The sequence below is a fragment of the Streptococcus sp. AM28-20 genome, assembly GCF_003603595.1.
GTDB classification, from domain to species: domain Bacteria; phylum Bacillota; class Bacilli; order Lactobacillales; family Streptococcaceae; genus Streptococcus; species Streptococcus ilei.
Genome location: NZ_QTNK01000002.1, coordinates 115,007 through 133,152, shown reverse-complemented (window position 1 = coordinate 133,152; position 18,146 = coordinate 115,007). Strand labels below are relative to the sequence as shown.

The following is an 18,146-nucleotide window of genomic DNA, read 5'->3' as shown; positions in this document are numbered from 1 at the left end:
TCTTCTAGATAGGCCCTTAAAAATACTTTTTAAATCCTACAGTAAATCAGCCCATTTGGGCTGATTTTTGTGTTACAATTAGGATGTAAAAAAAATCTGTGGAGGCAGCATGTCTACAACTCTAAAAGGGACTCTGATTACTTTAATAGCGGGGATTGCTTGGGGACTATCCGGAGTCAGCGGGCAATATTTAATGGTTCACGGATTTTCGGCTATTGGCTTAACAAATCTTCGTTTACTTTTTTCTGGCATTGTCCTTATTATTCTTTCCTGCCTTGCAGATAAGGAGAAGTTTTTGGCCTTTGTCAAAGATAAATCTTCCTACCTTCCGCTCCTTAATTTTGCCTTTTTAGGATTGTTATTGACTCAGCTAACCTATTTAGAGGCGATTGCAGAATCCAATGCTGGGACAGCCACTGTGTTACAGTATCTCTGTCCAGTGGGTATTTTGGCTTATACCTGTGTCAAGGATAGAGTGGCCCCTACACTAGCAGAAGTGGTTTCGATGCTTCTAGCGATTGGTGGCACATTCTTAATAGCAACACACGGTCAAGTCAACCATCTGGCCATTAATCCCAAAGGTTTGGCTTGGGGAGTGGTGTCAGCCTTTGCCTATGCCCTCTATATCATTTTACCTCTTAAATTGATTCAAAAATGGGGAAGTATGCTGGTAATTGGAGTTGGGATGGCCATTCCAGGAATCTTGATGCTCCCTTTTAGCGGTCTTCTTTCTTCTTCTGGAAACTACAGACTGGATACCTGGATGGCTCTTTTTGGTTTGGTGGTCATTGGGACGATTTTTGCCTATACAGCCTTTCTGAAAGGGACCTCTCTGGTAGGGGCTGTTAAAGGAAGCTTGCTGGCATCCTTTGAGCCGATTTCGGCGGTTTTCTTTGCCTTTGTCATTATGAAGGAACATTTCTTTATCATTGATTTTTTGGGGATGGGCATGATTCTGTTAGCAGTCCTCCTCATCACCCTAAAAGACTTCATTATTCAAAAGGAAAAAGGGATTCTATAAATAAAAGAGGCTGGGACAAAAGTCCTAGCCTCTCAATTGTCTTTGGATTGTCGAGCAAGACGCAGTGGTTGAGTGGGCTCTACTACGCTGATTTCATCAGCTTTTACAGCCCTACTCAACTGTGCGGAGGTGGGACGACGAAATCGAATTCTTACGAATTACCGATTTCTGTCCCACTCTCTTTTTACATCATTTGCCAGAAATAGTCGATGATATAGGTAAGACCGTAGGTGTAGATGACCAAAGTAATCGGCTTGCACAAAATAATAATCGTCATGTAGCGTTTGAAGGTCATATTGGTCAAACCAGCTAACATGCAGAGGAAGTCTGCAGGGCTGATGGGCCAGATCATCATGAAGATAAAGAAGCGATCGAACCGTTTGCCTTCATTGAGCCAGTTAATATACTTGTCGTAAGTCTTCTGACTGACCATAGACTGGACAAACTTAGGCCCGTACATTCTTGCGAGCTGGAAGATAATGGCACAGCCAATGACAATTCCAATGTAGTTATAAACGGTCCCAACGATGTGGCCATAGATAAAGACACCAGCGACAGATGTTAGAGCGCCGGGGATAATAGGGACCACTGTTTGAAGGATCTGAAGAAGGATAAAGAGAGGAGGTCCAAAGATTCCTGCTTGGAGAATAAAGGCCGACAAGGTTTCCTTGGATTGGAGGATACCAGCAAAGTAGGCCCAGATACAGAAAGCAAGGGTTGCAAGGGCTCCAATGATGGAGGACCAATTGATGATTTTTTGGAGGAGAGGAGAAACCTCCCTCAATTTTTTTTCTTTTGCTATCATAACTCTTCCGTGTAGTTTTTCTACTACTATATCATGTTTTTGAAAGTTTGTAACGATTTTGTCTATTTTAGATAACAAACCAAACTATGCTTTTTCCAATAGGGGCGATGAAGCAAGTGCAAAATACGTCCAATTATGCTACAATGAAGAGAATATAAAAAATGGAGAACAACGTGTCAATCGAAAATTACAAACCAGATTTTGCGGTGGAAGCGGCCTACGATCTCACCGTTGCAGACTTGAAAAAAGAGGGCATCAAGGCGGTCCTTGTGGATTTGGATAATACCTTGATTGCTTGGAATAATCCGGATGGAACTCCTGAAATGCGCCAGTGGTTGCATGACCTTCGTGATGGCGGGATTCGGGTCATCGTGGTGTCCAATAATAGTCCTAAACGGGTCAAACGTGCGGTTGAGAAATTTGATATTGACTATGAAGCTTGGTCACTCAAGCCCTTTACCTTTGGGATTGATCGGGCTCTCAAACGTTTCCACTATGAAAAAAATGAAGTGGTTATGGTGGGGGATCAACTGATGACCGATATTCGGGCTGCTCATCGGGCGGGCATTCGTTCGATTTTGGTTAAGCCTTTGGTCAAGCATGATTCCATCAAGACCCAGATCAACCGAGCGCGTGAACGCCGTGTTATGAAGCAAATGGCCGAAAAATATGGTCCGATTGTATACAAAAAAGGAATTTAAGAATGGAAGAATTATTCTGTATTGGCTGTGGAGCGCCCATTCAGACAGAAAACAAAGAGGGACTAGGCTATACTCCCCAATCAGCTCTTGAAAAGGGATTGGAAACAGGCGAAGTTTATTGCCAACGCTGTTTCCGTCTCCGTCACTACAATGAAATTACAGATGTGCATCTGACAGATGATGATTTCCTAAAATTGCTTCACGAAGTAGGAGATAGTGATGCCCTCGTGGTCAATGTAGTGGATATTTTTGACTTTAATGGCTCCGTCATTCCTGGATTGCCTCGTTTTGTAGCAGGAAATGATGTTCTCTTGGTCGGAAATAAAAAGGATATCCTGCCCAAGTCTGTCAAGGACAACAAGGTGACGCATTGGTTGATGGAGCGAGCCCACGAAGAAGGGATGCGTCCTGTTGATGTGGTCCTCACCTCTGCCCAAAACAAGAGTGCCATTAAGGACTTGATGGAAAAGATTGAAGAGTATCGCAAAGGCCGTGATGTCTATGTAGTGGGTGTGACCAACGTTGGAAAATCGACCCTCATCAATGCGATTATCCATGAAATCACTGGGGATAAGGATATTATTACAACTTCTCGCTTCCCAGGAACGACACTGGACAAGATCGAAATCCCACTGGATGATGGATCCTACATCTACGATACACCAGGGATTATCCATCGCCACCAGATGGCTCACTACTTGACAGCTAAAAACCTCAAGTATGTCAGCCCTAAAAAGGAAATCAAGCCCAAGACTTACCAGCTCAACCCCGAGCAAACCCTCTTCTTAGGTGGTTTGGGACGCTTTGACTTTATCAAGGGAGAAAAGCAAGGTTTCACAGCTTTCTTTGATAACGAACTCAAGCTTCACCGAACCAAACTCGAAGGAGCGACGGCCTTTTACGACAAGCATGTCGGAGGCTTACTAACCCCTCCGAATAGCAAGGAAAAAGAAGACTTCCCACCATTGGTTTCTCATGAGTTTACCATCAAGGACAAGACGGATCTCGTCATCTCTGGACTTGGCTGGATCCGCGTCAATGGAGAAGCCAAAGTAGCGGTCTGGGCACCAGAAGGCGTCGCCGTCGTATCACGCAAAGCTATTATTTAAAAACTTGGAACAAATTGGAATTGAAGAGCGAACCAAGTGAGCTCATAAATAGATCGTTATTGCCGTGGTGTAGTTGCCAATCGATCGATTGGCAAGGGCAAAATTGAGACCAAGGCTCAATTTTGAGGTGAGGAAATCCATTTTTCAAAGATGATATCTTTGAAAAATTAGTTCCGGCCGTCCCCACCACTTAAAATAACGATCAAGAAAAAGGAAGTAAAAAACATGACATTAACATCCAAACAACGGGCTTTTCTCAACAGCCAAGCCCACAGCCTCAAACCCATTATCCAAATAGGGAAAAATGGGCTCAATGACCAAATCAAAACCAGTGTTCGCCAAGCACTAGACGCTCGCGAACTGATCAAGGTGACCCTTCTTCAAAATACAGATGAGAACATTCATGAAGTAGCGGAAATCTTGGAAGAAGAAATCGGTGTGGATACGGTTCAAAAAATTGGACGCATCCTGATTTTGTACAAACAATCAAGCAAAAAAGAAAACCGGAAGATTTCAGTCAAAGTAAAAGAGATCTAAGAGACACAGGAGAGCAGGTATATGGCCATTGAACTATTAACCCCCTTTACCAAGGTGGAGTTAGAGCCAGAGATTAAAGACAAGAAACGCAAACAAGTGGGAATCCTCGGAGGGAATTTTAATCCTGTCCATAATGCCCATCTCGTAGTTGCAGACCAGGTCCGCCAACAATTGGGATTGGACAAGGTTCTTCTCATGCCAGAATATGAGCCTCCGCATGTGGATAAAAAAGAAACCATTGATGAGCGTCATCGCCTAAAAATGTTAGAACTAGCCATCGAAGGGATTGAAGGACTAGAAATCGAGACGATTGAGCTCGAGCGTAAAGGAATCTCTTATACCTTCGATACGATGAAGTTGCTCAATGAGCGAGACCCGGATACAGACTATTACTTTATCATTGGAGCTGATATGGTGGACTACCTGCCAAAATGGTATCGGATTGACGAGTTAGTGGAGATAGTCCAGTTTGTCGGTGTTCAACGCCCCCGTTACAAGGCGGGAACCTCTTACCCAGTGATTTGGGTCGATGTTCCTTTGATGGATATCTCTTCTAGCATGGTGCGAGAGTTTATCGCTCAAGGTCGGACGCCCAACTTTATGTTGCCAAAACCAGTCTTGGACTACATCAAGAAAGAAGGATTGTATCAATGACCTATGAAAACTATCTCGGCTTTTCTCGTGAGGTCTTGCTTGAAAAGATGGGTCAAATCCTGCCAGAAAAGCGGCTAACCCACTGTTTGGGAGTTGAGAAGGCCGCTCGTGACTTGGCCAAACGCTATGGGGCAGATGAAGAGCAGGCTGGCCTAGCAGGTTTGTTGCATGACTATGCCAAGAAATTATCGGATCAGGAATTTTTAGACTTGATCGATCGTTATGAGCTGGATCCAGCATTAAAAAACTGGGGCAACAATGTCTGGCATGGGATGGTCGGGATTTACAAGATCCAGGAAGATTTAGGACTGACAGATCCAGCCATTCTTCGCAGTATTGAGATTCATACGGTTGGGAGTGGGAAGATGTCAACCTTAGACAAGATTGTCTATGTGGCAGATTATATTGAGCACAACCGGGCCTTTCCAGGGGTGGAGCAAGCACGTGACATCGCCCAAGTCTCCTTGGATCGTGCGGTGGCCTATGAAACAGCTCGTACAGTCGAACACCTAGCCCACCAAGGATTGCCCATTTATCCCCAAACCCTTGAAACCTACAACGCCTTTGTGAAATATTTGAAAGAGGAGCAGTGAGTGAAGACAGCTTTTATCATTATTGATGTGCAAAATATCTTAGTGGAAACAGGTTTTGAGACAAAAAAGCTCTTAGAGAAGATTACTTATTTACAAGATCAGGCTAGAAGCAAGAATATCGAAATTATCTATGTTCAACATATTGAAACGCCAGAGGCTATCACCTCGGAAGATTGGCAGTTATCTCCACTGTTGAAGAGACAGGCAAATGAAAAGGTATTTCAGAAGCGATACAATAGCATGTTTAAAGAGACAGGATTAAAAGAATACTTGGATCAACAAGGGATTGAACAACTGGTCCTGTGTGGCATGCAGACAGAATATTGTGTCGATACATCCGTCAAAGTGGGGTTTGAATACGGCTATAAGCTGGTCATCCCAGAAGGAGCTGTTACAACCTTTGATGGAGAGGATATCCCAGCAGAAACGCTCAATGAATTTTATGAAAATATTTGGGAAGAACGTTTTGCGGATGTCTTAGACTACAAAACAATTTTTTAAAGAAAGAGGACTAAATGAAAGAAAAAGAATTACTTGAACTTGTTGTTAAAGCTGCCGATGAAAAACGTGCAGAAGATATTGTAGCTTTGGATGTTCAAAGCTTGACCAGTGTGACAGACTACTTTGTTATCGCGAGCTCTATGAATAGCCGTCAGTTGGAAGCTATCGCAGAAAATATTCGTGAGAAAGTTGTTGAAGCTGGGGGAAATGCCAGCCACGTCGAAGGTGATTCAGCTGGAGGTTGGGTCCTTCTTGACTTAGGTGGCGTGGTGGTCCATGTCTTCTCAGAAGAAATGCGTGCTCACTATAACCTAGAAAAGCTCTGGCATGAAGCAAGTGCTGTCGATCTTTCAGCAGCCCTAGCATAAGCAGGTAAACTCAGTTGGTGACAACTGGGTTTTGTTGGTTAAATTGAAATTCTATGGAAAGAAAGGATGGGGCCTCGTGTTTGGTTAGGTTGGTAACGGAACACGAGCTAAAAGCTGTGAGAAACAGAGTAACTTTCTTGGTGTCTGATGATACGTCGGAAAGCTTTCTATTTTCTCTATGTCTTTAACGCTCTTTGTATCATGATTATGGCGACTTATGAAACCTTTGCGGCTGTCTATGATGCGGTCATGGATGACAGTCTGTATGATTTGTGGACGGAATTTTCCCTCCGCCATCTCCCAAAGACAAAAGATAAGAAAAAATTACTGGAATTAGCTTGTGGAACAGGTATTCAGTCTGTCCGTTTTTCCCAAGCTGGTTTTGATGTGACAGGGTTAGACCTGAGTGCTGATATGCTGAAAATCGCTGAGAAAAGAGCGGCTTCAGCCCAGCAAAAGATTGATTTTATCGAGGGCAACATGTTGGACTTGTCGCAAACAGGGAGCTACGACTTTGTGACCTGCTATTCCGATTCTATCTGCTACATGCAGGATGAAGTGGAAGTGGGAGATGTCTTCAAAGAAGTCTACAATGCTCTTAATGAAGATGGGGTCTTTATCTTTGATGTCCATTCGACCTACCAGACTGATGAGGTTTTTCCAGGCTATTCTTACCATGAAAATGCCGAAGATTTTGCCATGCTCTGGGATACCTACGAGGATGAAGCCCCTCACTCGATTGTCCATGAGCTGACCTTCTTTATTCAAGAAGAGGATGGCTCCTTTAGTCGCCACGATGAAGTCCATGAAGAACGCACCTATGAAGTCTTAACCTATGACATCTTATTGGAGCAGGCTGGCTTTAAATCCTTTAAACTCTTCGCGGACTTTGAAGATAAGGAGCCAACAAAGACCAGCAAACGATGGTTTTTCGTAGCACAGAAGTAGGACAGCATGACAGTTACAGGAATTATTGCAGAATTTAACCCTTTTCACAATGGCCATAAGTACCTGTTGGAACAAGCAGAGGGACTGAAGATTGTTGCCATGTCCGGGAATTTTGTTCAACGTGGTGAGCCTGCCATTGTAGACAAGTGGATACGGGCCCAGATGGCTTTGGAAAATGGAGCGGACCTGGTGGTCGAGCTCCCCTTTCTCGTGGCTGTTCAGTCAGCTGACCATTTTGCCAAAGGAGCGGTAGAGATCTTGTCCCGTCTGGGAATTGATCAATTGACCTTTGGGACAGAAGAAGTCTTGGATTACCAAGCGATTGCGACAGTTTACTCTGAGAAAGAAAGAGAAATGGAAGCTTTCCTGCGAAGCCTTCCAGAAGAGTTATCCTATCCACAAAAGACCCAAAAAACCTGGGAAACCTTTGCTGGAGTGGAGTTTACAGGGGCTACTCCCAACCATATCCTAGGGCTAGCCTATGCCAAGGCTTGTGCTGGGAAGGCGATTGCGCTTAAGCCCATCCAACGACAGGGAGCGGGTTACCATTCGGAAGAAAAAGAAGTGGCCTATGCTTCTGCTACAAGTCTACGCCTACACAAGGAAGATCAGGACTTTGTCGACAAATTTATGCCCAATAGCCAACTCTATCAGTCGGCTCCGCAGGTGACTTGGGAGGATTACTATCAACTGCTCAATTATCAAATTTTAACCCATCCGGATCTGACACAGATATTTCAGGTCAATGAAGAACTGGCCAATCGGATAAAGGATACCATTCGAAGCGCGAGCTCTGTGGAAGACTTGGTTAACCAGGTGGCAACCAAGCGCTATACCAAGGCGCGTGTGCGCCGAATCTTGACTTATATCTTAGTAGGTGCGAGAGAAGAAATCTTGCCGACCGCTATCCATGTCTTAGGATTTACTGAGAAAGGACAAGCCCACCTCAAGTCATTAAAAGGTCAAGTGAACGTTGTGACACGAATTGGCAGAGAACCTTGGGATTCCTTGAGCCAGCAAGCGGACCAAGTCTATCAATTGGGGCATCCCCAACTACCGGAACAAACCTGGGGCCGGGTGCCGGTGAGAGTGGAAGAATAAATAGTTTACTTGAGGGTGGGGATTTTTTGATAGCTGATATAGAATTATCAAGTTCTCTGCTGGAAGAAAATTCCAATAAAATCCACCGTTAAAAATAGAAAATTCTAGTCTAAGTTAGGCGATTTGTGATATAATGTTAAAGATTGAAAATAATATGAACCAAACACAAGGAGAATCCTCATGGGACGTAAATGGGCCAATATTGTAGCCAAGAAAACTGCCAAAGATGGTGCCAACTCAAAAGTATATGCCAAATTTGGTGTTGAGATCTATGTAGCCGCTAAAAAGGGTGAGCCAGATCCAGAATTGAATACTGCTTTGAAATTCGTTATCGACCGTGCGAAACAAGCGCAAGTGCCAAAACACGTGATTGATAAAGCGATCGATAAGGCAAAAGGGAACACGGACGAAACCTTTACAGAAGGACGTTACGAAGGGTTCGGACCAAATGGTTCTATGTTGATCGTTGATACCTTGACGTCAAATGTTAACCGTACAGCTGCCAATGTCCGTGCGGCTTTTGGTAAAAATGGCGGGAACATGGGAGCTTCTGGTTCTGTATCTTACCTCTTTGACAACAAGGGTGTCATCGTCTTTGCTGGTGACGATGCGGATGCTATCTTTGAGCTTTTGCTCGAAGCAGATGTGGATGTAGACGATGTCGAAGCAGAAGAAGGAACCATCACTGTTTACACAGCTCCAACTGACCTTCACAAGGCTATCGTTGCTTTGCGTGAATCAGGTATTGAAGAATTCCAAGTGACTGAATTGGAGATGATTCCTCAGTCTGAAGTGGAATTGTCAGGTGAAGACTTGGAGACCTTTGAAAAACTCTACAGTGTTCTTGAAGACGACGAAGATGTTCAAAAAATCTACACCAACGTGGATGGATTCTAATAGAAATAGACCTTTGAAGATGATTTCTTCAAAGGTTTTTTTCTTGTGCTTCGGCTTTTTAGGAAAGGTGGGAGAGGTCATGAAAACAATGATATAGTCCCTAGCTATAACTGAGAGAAAAAAATAGGAATTAGACGAATAGAGATCACAGTGATAGAATAGAACTATGCTAGAAAGGGGACGAGAAATGGTTTCATTTTCCTATGAAAATCTAGTGCCCATTCGGCATTATGTGCATCAGCATCCAGAATTGTCTGGACAAGAATACCAAACCACAGCTTATCTCAAAGCCTATTTGGAAAAGCTTGGTGTACGCATTTTAAACAGTGGATTAAAAACAGGCTTGATTGCTGAAATTGGGCAGGGTAAACCTATCATTGCCCTTCGCGCAGATATTGATGCCCTTCCAATTCAGGAGAACACGGGTCTCGACTATCAAAGTCAAAACCCTGGTGTCATGCATGCCTGTGGTCATGACTTCCATCAGGTGAGCCTCTTAGGGGCTGCAGAAGTCCTAAAAGGTATGGAAGCGGACTTAAAGGGAACGATTCGCTTCATCTTTCAGCCGGCTGAGGAGACTTCTGAAGGAGCATCTGCTGTATTAGCGACCGGACTCCTAGAAGATGTAGAGGCTATCCTCGGATTTCACAATATGCCGTCTTTGCCTGCGGGTCAGTTGGCCTTGCGTCCAGGAGCTATGATGGCAGGGGTTGAAAAATTTAAGGTGACTGTCACTGGGGTGAGCAGTCATGCTGCCAGGCCGGATCTCGGTTTGGACACTGTTGTAGCAATCACTAGTATGGTCCAGCAGTTGCAGACTTTGGTCTCTCGCACGGTTTCGCCATTTGAGACAGCCGTTCTATCTGTGACCCATATCGAAGCTGGTTCAACCTGGAATGTTCTACCAAAGTCTGGTTATTTTGAAGGAACTATTCGAACCTTTAATCCAGATCTCCAGAAACGCCTAAAAGCGGATTTCATTCGCGTGATTGAGCAAATCTCCAATAGTACAGGAGTCATGGTCCAGTTTGAATGGGGCAAGACGCCCCCGGTCACCTATAATGATAAGGCCTTGGCTAAAAAAGTCTTTCGCTGGTCTAAGTCTTTTGCAGAAGTTGTAGAGGCTCAGCCATCGACAGCGGGTGAAGATTTCGCCTTTTATCAGGAGAAAATCCCAGGGGTTTTTGCTTTTATTGGATCGAATGGTGCACCGGATGCACCGGATCTCCACCATGATAGCATGGTCATAGATGATGCTGCTTTTGCAGTATCGGTTCCCTATTACGTAGAAAATGCCCTCGCTTTGCTGGAAAAATTTTCAACCAAATGAGACGTGATAGATAAAACCTATCACCTCTATAAAGAAAATATAATACCCAAGAGTTAGGAATTTTGATATGATGGAAAAAGCTGTTTTTTTACAGAGGAATAAACAATTTTAGTGAAAAGGAGAACAAATGAAATTGAATAAATTCATCAAATATGTTGGTTTGAGTCTTGTGGGCTTGGCGGCAGTTGGGACTTTGGTAGCCTGCTCATCAAAGTCATCAAGTCAATCAAGTGGAAAACGGACCATTGAAGTCGCTACGGTTGGAACAACCAAACCCTTCACTTATGATAAGGATGGTGAATTGACGGGTTATGAAATCGAAGTCATGCGTGAAATCTTCAAAGGATCAGATAAATATGAAGTCAACTTTAATAAGACGGAGTGGTCTTCAATCTTTGCAGGCTTAGACGGTGATCGTTACCAAATCGGTGTCAGCAACCTTAGCTACGATGAAAAACGTGCGGAAAAATACTTGTATCCAAATCCTTACGCAAAGAACCCAGTGGTCTTAGTGGTTAAAAAAGGATCAGGCATCAAGTCATTAGATGATATCGGTGGCAAGTCTACAGAGGTCATCCAAGGTACATCTACAGCGAAACAGTTGGAAGCCTACAATGAAGAGCACAAGGATAATCCAACAGAGCTCAAATATACAGAGGGTACCATCCAATCCATTCTGGCTAATTTGAGCGATGGCCGTTCAGATTATAAGATTTTTGAACGTTTGACAGTTGAGGCCATCATCAAGGACCAAGGCTTGGATAACTTGGAGGTCATCGAACTACCAAGCGATAAACAACCATACGTATACCCAATCCTTGCTAAAGGTGAGAAAGAATTGGAAACCTTCGTCAACAAACGGATCAAAGAATTGTACGAAGATGGGACACTGGAAAAATTGTCTAAGAAGTACTTCGGTGGAACTTTCCTTCCAGAAGCTTCTGATATTAAATAAGGTTATTTAAAAACATCATAAGGAGAAAAGAATATGAAATTAACAAAACTTTTTGGAGTAGCAGCTCTTGCTACCGTTGCAACATTTGCTTTAGCAGCATGTGGTTCTTCAAAATCATCTAAATCATCTGATAAAGATGGTGTGACAACTGTTAAAGTTGGGGTGATGAACTTAAGTGATACAGAAGAAGCTCGTTGGAAAGAAGTGCAAAAGAACTTAGATGATGCAAAAGCAAACATCAAATTGGAATTCACTCAGTTTACAGACTACTCACAACCAAACCAAGCTGTTCGTGATGGCGATGTGGATATCAATGCTTTCCAACATTACAACTATCTTGAAAACTGGAACAAAGAAAACAACGCAGACCTAGTTTCTGTTGCAGATACTTACATTGCGCCAATCCGTATTTACTCTGGTACAAAAGATGGAAAGAACAAATACACAGATGTGAAAGACATTCCTGAAAAAGGAACGATTGCAGTACCAAACGACCCAACAAACGAAAGCCGTGCTTTGTATGTATTAGAATCAGCTGGTTTGATCAAGTTGGATACAAAAGATGGGGAATTGGCTACCATCAGCAACATCAAAGACAATCCAAAGAATTTGACAATTTCTGAGTTGGACGCTTCTCAAACAGCTTCTTCACTTCCATCAGTTGATGCAGCGATCATCAATAACACTTTTGTTCGTGAAGCAGGTATTGATTACAAGAAAGCTCTCTTTGTAGAAAAAGCAAACAGCAACTCTAAACAATGGTATAACTTGATTGCAGCTAAGAAAGATTGGAAATCATCTGATAAAGCGAAAGCAATCGAAGCTATTATCAAAGCCTACCATACTGACAATGTGAAGAAAGTGATTGAAGAATCTTCAGACGGTATGGACCAACCAGTTTGGTAATCAAGAGGATGAATAGAGAGGTGGAGAAGATTTTCTCTACCTCTTATCGTGTATAGTAGGAGGAAATGATGTCGAATCCAAGAGAGACAGAACAAATACGCAAATTTGAAAACGATGAGGTCGCTCAGCATTATTTTGAAGTCCTAAGAACTCTCATCTCCAAGCGCTCCATCTTTGCCCAGCAGATTGGTCTAAGAGAAGTGGCAACCTACTTGGGAGAAATCTTCACAGCTGCAGGGGCTAAGGTAACTGTTGATGACAGTTATACAGCGCCATTTGTTATTGCTAAATTTGTTTCACCCAATCCGGATGCTAAGACCATCATTTTCTACAACCATTACGATACAGTTCCAGCAGATGGCGACCAGCCTTGGACAAGTGATCCCTTCACGCTTTCGGTCCATTATGGGACCATGTATGGTCGAGGGGTAGATGACGACAAGGGGCATATTACCGCACGCTTAACGGCTATTCGGAAATATATCCGTGAGAATGGCGACCTTCCGGTCAACATTACCTTCATTATCGAAGGAGCAGAAGAATCTGCCTCAACGGATCTGGACAAGTATCTAGCCAAGCATAAAAAACACTTGCGTGGGGCAGACCTCTTAGTCTGGGAACAAGGGACCCGTAACCAACAAGGGGAACTGGAAATCTCAGGTGGAAACAAGGGGATTGTTACCTTTGACATGGTGGTCAAAAGTGCAGATGTGGATATCCATTCCAGCTATGGTGGGGTGGTGGAGTCAGCATCCTGGTATCTGCTCAATGCTTTGTCCAGCCTTCGAGATAAAGACGGTCGCATCTTGGTGGATGGTCTCTATGATTTGATTGAGGAGCCTAACGAGCGGGAACTGGCCTTGATTGACCGTTATGCCAATAAAACGGCAGACGATGTGACAGAGATTTACAATCTCCAATTGCCTATCTTGAAAGAGGAACGCAGTGAGTTCTTGAAACGATTTTATTTTGAACCTGCCATGAACATTGAAGGCTTGGGGACAGGCTATCAGGGTCAAGGAGTCAAAACCATTCTACCTGCAGAAGCTCGAGCCAAGATGGAAGTTCGGTTGGTGCCTGGCTTGGAACCCAAACAAGTCTTAGAATTGATTCGTGCTCAGTTGGATAAAAATGGCTTTGAGAAGATTGATCTCGTCTATACACTAGGGGAAATGAGTTATCGGAGCGATATGAGTGCGCCTTCCATTCTCAATGTCATTGATCTGGCCAAACGCTTTTATCCAGAAGGGGTCTGTGTCCTTCCAACAACTGCAGGCACTGGTCCCATGCATACGGTCTTTGAGGCCTTGCAAGTGCCAATGGCTGCCTTTGGAATCGGAAATGCCAATAGTCGAGATCATGGTGGGGATGAGAATGTGAAAATTGCTGACTACTATACCCATATTGAATTAATTAAGGAGTTAATCACAAGTTATGAGTAAAGAAATTATCAAATTGGACCATATCGATGTTACCTTTCATCAGAAAAAACGTGAAATTTCAGCTGTAAAGGATGTGACCATTCATATCAATGAAGGGGATATTTACGGGATTGTTGGTTATTCTGGAGCAGGGAAATCAACTCTTGTACGGGTCATTAATCTCTTGCAAGTACCAACAGCGGGAACGATCACCGTAGATGGGGATGTCATCTATCAAAATCAGGTGACCCTAAATGCGGCTGCTTTACGCCAAAAACGTCGGGACATTGGTATGATTTTCCAACATTTCAATCTAATGGCCCAAATGACCGCTGCTGAAAACGTGGCTTTTGCCCTCAAACATTCAAACTTATCTAAAGAACAAAAGGCTGAAAAAGTAGCTAAGTTGTTGGAACTAGTTGGACTGTCAGATCGGGCGGACAACTATCCGGCTCAATTGTCTGGTGGACAAAAGCAACGGGTGGCGATTGCGCGTGCACTTGCTAACGATCCAAAGATTTTGATTTCTGACGAATCAACATCGGCCCTAGATCCAAAAACAACCAAACAAATCCTTGCTCTTCTACAAGAGCTGAACCAGAAGTTGGGCTTGACAGTGGTCTTGATTACCCATGAAATGCAAATTGTCAAAGACATTGCCAATCGAGTGGCTGTCATGCAAAATGGTGAATTGATTGAAGAGGGGTCTGTTTTAGATATCTTCTCTAATCCTAAGAATGAATTGACACAAGACTTCATCACAACTGCAACAGGAATCGATGAAGCCATGGTGAAAATCAACCAGCAACAAATTGTTAAGCAATTGCCAGCTGATTCTGTTTTAGCTCATTTGAAATATTCTGGTTCGGTGACAGACACAGCGATTATCAACGATATTTATAAACAGTACCAAGTGTCTGCAAATATTCTACACGGAAATATTGAAATTTTGGATCATACCCCTGTTGGTGAATTGGTTGTTATCCTAACTGGGGAAGCAGCGAATCTATCTGCAGCACAGCGGGATCTACAAGCAGCAGGTGTTTCTGTGCGTGTCTTAAAAGAAGGGAGTAATGCATGATTGACTTTATTCAAACCTATCTACCAAATGTTTATCGGATGGGTTGGAGTGGCCAAGCTGGATGGGGAACAGCGATTTATCTGACCCTTTACATGACCTTTATCTCTTTTGTGATTGGTGGTTTATTAGGACTAATTGCAGGCTTATTGCTGGTCTTGACAGCACCTGGTGGGATTATCGAGAATAAATTGGTTTTCCATATCTTGGATAAAATCACTTCCATCTTCCGTGCGATTCCTTTTATCATCTTGCTAGCCTTGATCAATCCCTTTACTCGCATGATTGTCGGAACAGGGATTGGTCCTACGGCAGCCTTAGTTCCCCTATCTTTAGCTGTCTTTCCTTTCTTTGCCCGCCAAGTTCAAGTTGTTTTATCTGAGCTTGACCGAGGTGTGATTGAAGCAGCTCAAGCAAGTGGGGCAACCTTCTGGGATATTGTTGGTGTCTATCTTCGTGAAGGACTTCCTGATTTGATTCGCGTCACAACCGTGACCCTCATTTCCTTGGTTGGTGAAACAGCTATGGCGGGAGCGATTGGAGCGGGAGGTCTAGGAAATGTAGCTATTTCTTATGGTTACCAACGCTTTAATAATGACGTTACCTTACTAGCGACCTTCTTGATTCTGCTGTTGATTTTCTTTATTCAATTTATTGGTGATTTCTTAACCAAAAAAATTAGTCACCGGTGAGGATGGGTAAGGTAAATAAAAATGATACAGAAACATCAGTTTAAGCAGGTTGCAGCCTTTGCAGGCTTGTATTTTCTTGCCATTGGCTTAGGCGTCCTACTGGGAAGTCTGGTTGACAATCGAGGAAATATGTTTTATGCTCCAGCTTTCTCCGCCCTAGTGGGTGGAGGGATCTATCGAGTCTATGTTGAAAAAATTCAACGAACAGGAGCCATTCTAATAGTCGCTCTTGTGATTGGTGCCTTTTTCCTTTTCACCCGTCATGGGGCTGGAGCCTTTCTTCCTGCTGTTATTGGAGGTCTTTTGGCCGAATTGGTCGCAGCCCGTGGACACTACCAGTCGAAGGTAGGCAATGCGCTGTCTTTCCTCCTCTTTTCCTTTACGACGACAGGGCCCATTCTGATGATGTGGATCCAACCGGCTAGTTACCGTGCTTCTTTACTAGCCCGTGGGAAAGCGATGGATTATATCGAACGTGTTATGGTACCGTCGAATATGGAGACAGTAAGCTGGTTTTTATTGACCCTTCTTCTTGGAGCTCTACTAGGTTATCTTCTTGGACAATTGGTCTATCAAAAGCTAGATAGAAAATAAGATGATGGAGAAGAAATATGCACAATAATTTACTAGTCCTTCAGTCAGACTTTGGTCTGGTAGATGGGGCTGTCTCTGCTATGATCGGGGTTGCTTTAGAAGAGTCGCCGACCCTCAAGATTCACCACTTGACCCATGACATTACCCCTTATAACATCTTTGAAGGAAGTTACCGCCTCTTTCAGACGGTGGATTACTGGCCAGAAGGAACAACCTTTGTTTCGGTCGTTGATCCGGGTGTCGGCTCTAAACGAAAGAGCGTCGTAGCCAAAACAGCGAAGAATCAATACATTGTTACTCCGGATAATGGGACTTTGTCTTTTATCAAGAAACATGTAGGAATCGTTGCCATTCGTGAGATTTCAGAGGTCAAAAACCGCCGGGCCAATACAGAGTTTTCTTATACCTTTCACGGGCGTGATGTCTATGCCTATACAGGAGCTAAGTTAGCCAGTGGGCATATCAGCTTTGAGGAAGTAGGGCCAGAACTTAGTGTCGAACACATTGTGGAAATTCCGGTGGTGGAGACTGTTATAGAGGACAATCTTGTCAAAGGAGCCGTTGACATCTTGGATGTGCGCTTTGGTTCTCTTTGGACCTCGATTACTCGTGAAGAGTTTAATCATTTGGAACCTGCATTTGGAGAGCGCTTTGAAGTAACCATTTATAACAATGACATGTTGGTTTACCAAAACCAAGTGACCTATGGTAAGTCCTTCGCCGATGTGCGGATTGGACAGCCAATCCTTTATATCAATTCCCTCTACCGTGTTGGTCTTGCCATCAACCAGGGATCCTTTGCCAAGGCCTATAATGTAGGAGTTGGGGCTTCTTGGCATATCGAAATTAGAAAAATGGAAAATTTATAGGAGATAAAATATGAAACAAAAACAAGCTTTTTCAATTAAGGATGTTGTAGCTATTGGGGTTGGAGCAGCCCTCTTTGTCGTGATTGCGATGATTCCAATTCCGGCACCTGCTCCAAATACAAATATTCAGTTGCAATATGCTCTTCAAGCCCTCTTTAGTGTGATTTTTGGTCCGATTGTTGGTTTCTTGATGGGCTTAATCGGCCATGCTATTAAAGATGCCATGACCTATGGCCTCTGGTGGACTTGGATTATTTCTAGTGGCTTGTTTGGTCTCTTTGTTGGTTTGTTCCGCAAACAAATCGGTGACCTCAAAGGAGAAGTGACCAAGAAAGAATTGATCGTCTTTAACGTTGTGCAAGTAATTGCCAACTTGCTTATTTGGGGATTGATTGCACCGATTGGAGATGTGATGATCTACAAAGAAAGTGCCAACAAGGTCTTCCTTCAGGGAGTTGTAGCAGGTTCTGTTAATGCTTTGACAGTTGCTATTGCAGGTTCTCTTCTCTTGATTGCCTATGCCCGTACTCAAACAAAAGATGGAAGTTTATCTAAAGATTAATCGTAAATAAGAAGAGAAGAGAGTGGGACAGAAATCGGTCATTCGTTAGAATTCGATTTCGTCGTCCCACCTCCGCACAGTTGAGTAGGGCTGTAAAAGCTGATGAAATCAGCGTAGTAGAGCCCACTCAACCACTGCGTCTTGCTCGACAATCCAAAGACAATTGAGAGGCTAGGACTTTTGTCCCAGCCTCTTTTTTTGTTTATCGAAAATATTTTTTACAAAATGTAAGATATATATTGCAAAATAGAAAATATAGTGTATAATATAGCTATAAAAACAAGAAAGGAAAAGCATGTGGCGAAAAATCTCAAATTAAAAATGGCCCGGGTCGAGCATGATATGACCCAGGGGGATCTTGCAGATGCCATCGGGGTGACGCGCCAGACCATTGGCTTGATCGAGGCGGGGAAATACAATCCGACCCTCAGCCTCTGCCTGGCTATTTGTAAGGCCTTGGATAAGACACTGGATCAACTGTTCTGGGAGTAACAGTTTTTAACA

Annotated in this window: 22 protein-coding genes; 21 read left to right on the top strand and 1 reads right to left on the bottom strand. The window is 43.4% G+C overall.

What is annotated here, in order from left to right:
• Positions 1–109 precede the first annotated feature (109 nt).
• Positions 110–1,021: a DMT family transporter gene (locus DW738_RS05765; protein WP_120701676.1), complete on the top strand. Its 912-nt coding sequence runs from the start codon at positions 110–112 to the stop codon at positions 1,019–1,021.
• 184 nt (positions 1,022–1,205) lie between these two features.
• On the opposite strand, the gene DW738_RS05760 is transcribed toward DW738_RS05765, so the two are convergent.
• Entirely contained in the window at positions 1,206–1,826 is a 621-nt protein-coding gene (locus tag DW738_RS05760) for a TVP38/TMEM64 family protein (RefSeq protein WP_023024202.1), read from the bottom strand.
• A gap of 173 nt (positions 1,827–1,999) precedes the next feature.
• On the opposite strand from DW738_RS05760, the gene DW738_RS05755 reads away from it, so the two are divergent.
• The 20 genes from DW738_RS05755 to DW738_RS05655 all read left to right on the top strand — a co-directional run bounded on the left by DW738_RS05755 (position 2,000) and on the right by DW738_RS05655 (position 18,134).
• A complete protein-coding gene (locus DW738_RS05755; RefSeq protein ID WP_123159640.1) occupies positions 2,000–2,527 on the top strand; it encodes a YqeG family HAD IIIA-type phosphatase in 528 nt (175 codons plus the stop codon).
• A 2-nt stretch (positions 2,528–2,529) separates the two neighbouring features.
• The gene (gene yqeH, locus DW738_RS05750; RefSeq protein WP_123160570.1) at positions 2,530–3,636 is read left to right on the top strand and encodes a ribosome biogenesis GTPase YqeH; all 1,107 of its coding nucleotides are present in this window, start codon (positions 2,530–2,532) and stop codon (positions 3,634–3,636) included.
• Positions 3,637–3,861: 225 nt separating this feature from the next.
• On the top strand, positions 3,862–4,173 hold the full coding sequence (yhbY, locus tag DW738_RS05745; protein WP_006595720.1) for a ribosome assembly RNA-binding protein YhbY: 312 nt from the start codon (positions 3,862–3,864) through the stop codon (positions 4,171–4,173).
• Between the two features lie 21 nt (positions 4,174–4,194).
• Complete coding sequence (locus DW738_RS05740) at positions 4,195–4,827, top strand: nicotinate-nucleotide adenylyltransferase (protein ID WP_023024199.1); 633 nt, start codon at positions 4,195–4,197, stop codon at positions 4,825–4,827.
• Positions 4,824–5,420 (top strand): bis(5'-nucleosyl)-tetraphosphatase (symmetrical) YqeK, encoded by a 597-nt coding sequence (gene yqeK / locus DW738_RS05735; RefSeq protein ID WP_123160569.1) that lies wholly within the window; start codon positions 4,824–4,826, stop codon positions 5,418–5,420. The genes DW738_RS05740 and yqeK overlap by 4 nt, the downstream gene beginning before the upstream one ends.
• Complete coding sequence (locus tag DW738_RS05730) at positions 5,421–5,921, top strand: cysteine hydrolase family protein (protein WP_120701679.1); 501 nt, start codon at positions 5,421–5,423, stop codon at positions 5,919–5,921.
• Positions 5,922–5,935: 14 nt separating this feature from the next.
• Positions 5,936–6,289: a ribosome silencing factor gene (gene rsfS, locus DW738_RS05725; RefSeq protein WP_003014310.1), complete on the top strand. Its 354-nt coding sequence runs from the start codon at positions 5,936–5,938 to the stop codon at positions 6,287–6,289.
• A 207-nt stretch (positions 6,290–6,496) separates the two neighbouring features.
• Complete coding sequence (locus DW738_RS05720) at positions 6,497–7,237, top strand: class I SAM-dependent methyltransferase (RefSeq protein ID WP_279387288.1); 741 nt, start codon at positions 6,497–6,499, stop codon at positions 7,235–7,237.
• A gap of 6 nt (positions 7,238–7,243) precedes the next feature.
• Entirely contained in the window at positions 7,244–8,338 is a 1,095-nt protein-coding gene (locus tag DW738_RS05715; RefSeq protein WP_123160567.1) for a nucleotidyltransferase, read from the top strand.
• A 180-nt stretch (positions 8,339–8,518) separates the two neighbouring features.
• Positions 8,519–9,235 (top strand): YebC/PmpR family DNA-binding transcriptional regulator, encoded by a 717-nt coding sequence (locus DW738_RS05710; RefSeq protein ID WP_006146163.1) that lies wholly within the window; start codon positions 8,519–8,521, stop codon positions 9,233–9,235.
• Positions 9,236–9,422: 187 nt separating this feature from the next.
• Positions 9,423–10,565 carry an amidohydrolase gene (locus DW738_RS05705; RefSeq protein WP_123160566.1) on the top strand — a complete coding sequence of 381 codons (1,143 nt, stop codon included), beginning with the start codon at positions 9,423–9,425 and terminating at the stop codon, positions 10,563–10,565.
• Between the two features lie 127 nt (positions 10,566–10,692).
• Positions 10,693–11,520 carry an amino acid ABC transporter substrate-binding protein gene (locus DW738_RS05700; protein WP_117744610.1) on the top strand — a complete coding sequence of 276 codons (828 nt, stop codon included), beginning with the start codon at positions 10,693–10,695 and terminating at the stop codon, positions 11,518–11,520.
• 33 nt (positions 11,521–11,553) lie between these two features.
• On the top strand, positions 11,554–12,426 hold the full coding sequence (locus DW738_RS05695) for a MetQ/NlpA family ABC transporter substrate-binding protein (protein WP_123160565.1): 873 nt from the start codon (positions 11,554–11,556) through the stop codon (positions 12,424–12,426).
• A gap of 68 nt (positions 12,427–12,494) precedes the next feature.
• Positions 12,495–13,868, top strand: coding sequence for a M20/M25/M40 family metallo-hydrolase (locus tag DW738_RS05690; protein ID WP_123160564.1), 1,374 nt, complete (start codon positions 12,495–12,497; stop codon positions 13,866–13,868).
• Entirely contained in the window at positions 13,861–14,928 is a 1,068-nt protein-coding gene (locus DW738_RS05685; protein WP_123160563.1) for a methionine ABC transporter ATP-binding protein, read from the top strand. Before DW738_RS05690 ends, DW738_RS05685 begins: the two co-directional genes overlap by 8 nt.
• Positions 14,925–15,617 carry a methionine ABC transporter permease gene (locus tag DW738_RS05680; RefSeq protein ID WP_006595735.1) on the top strand — a complete coding sequence of 231 codons (693 nt, stop codon included), beginning with the start codon at positions 14,925–14,927 and terminating at the stop codon, positions 15,615–15,617. The genes DW738_RS05685 and DW738_RS05680 overlap by 4 nt, the downstream gene beginning before the upstream one ends.
• Before the next feature lie 21 nt (positions 15,618–15,638).
• The gene (locus DW738_RS05675; RefSeq protein WP_207802002.1) at positions 15,639–16,211 is read left to right on the top strand and encodes an MptD family putative ECF transporter S component; all 573 of its coding nucleotides are present in this window, start codon (positions 15,639–15,641) and stop codon (positions 16,209–16,211) included.
• 17 nt (positions 16,212–16,228) lie between these two features.
• A complete protein-coding gene (locus DW738_RS05670) occupies positions 16,229–17,080 on the top strand; it encodes an S-adenosyl-l-methionine hydroxide adenosyltransferase family protein (RefSeq protein WP_123160561.1) in 852 nt (283 codons plus the stop codon).
• A 10-nt stretch (positions 17,081–17,090) separates the two neighbouring features.
• Positions 17,091–17,642 (top strand): ECF-type riboflavin transporter substrate-binding protein, encoded by a 552-nt coding sequence (locus DW738_RS05665; RefSeq protein WP_123160560.1) that lies wholly within the window; start codon positions 17,091–17,093, stop codon positions 17,640–17,642.
• A gap of 297 nt (positions 17,643–17,939) precedes the next feature.
• A complete protein-coding gene (locus tag DW738_RS05655; protein WP_023027179.1) occupies positions 17,940–18,134 on the top strand; it encodes a helix-turn-helix transcriptional regulator in 195 nt (64 codons plus the stop codon).
• Positions 18,135–18,146 lie beyond the last annotated feature (12 nt).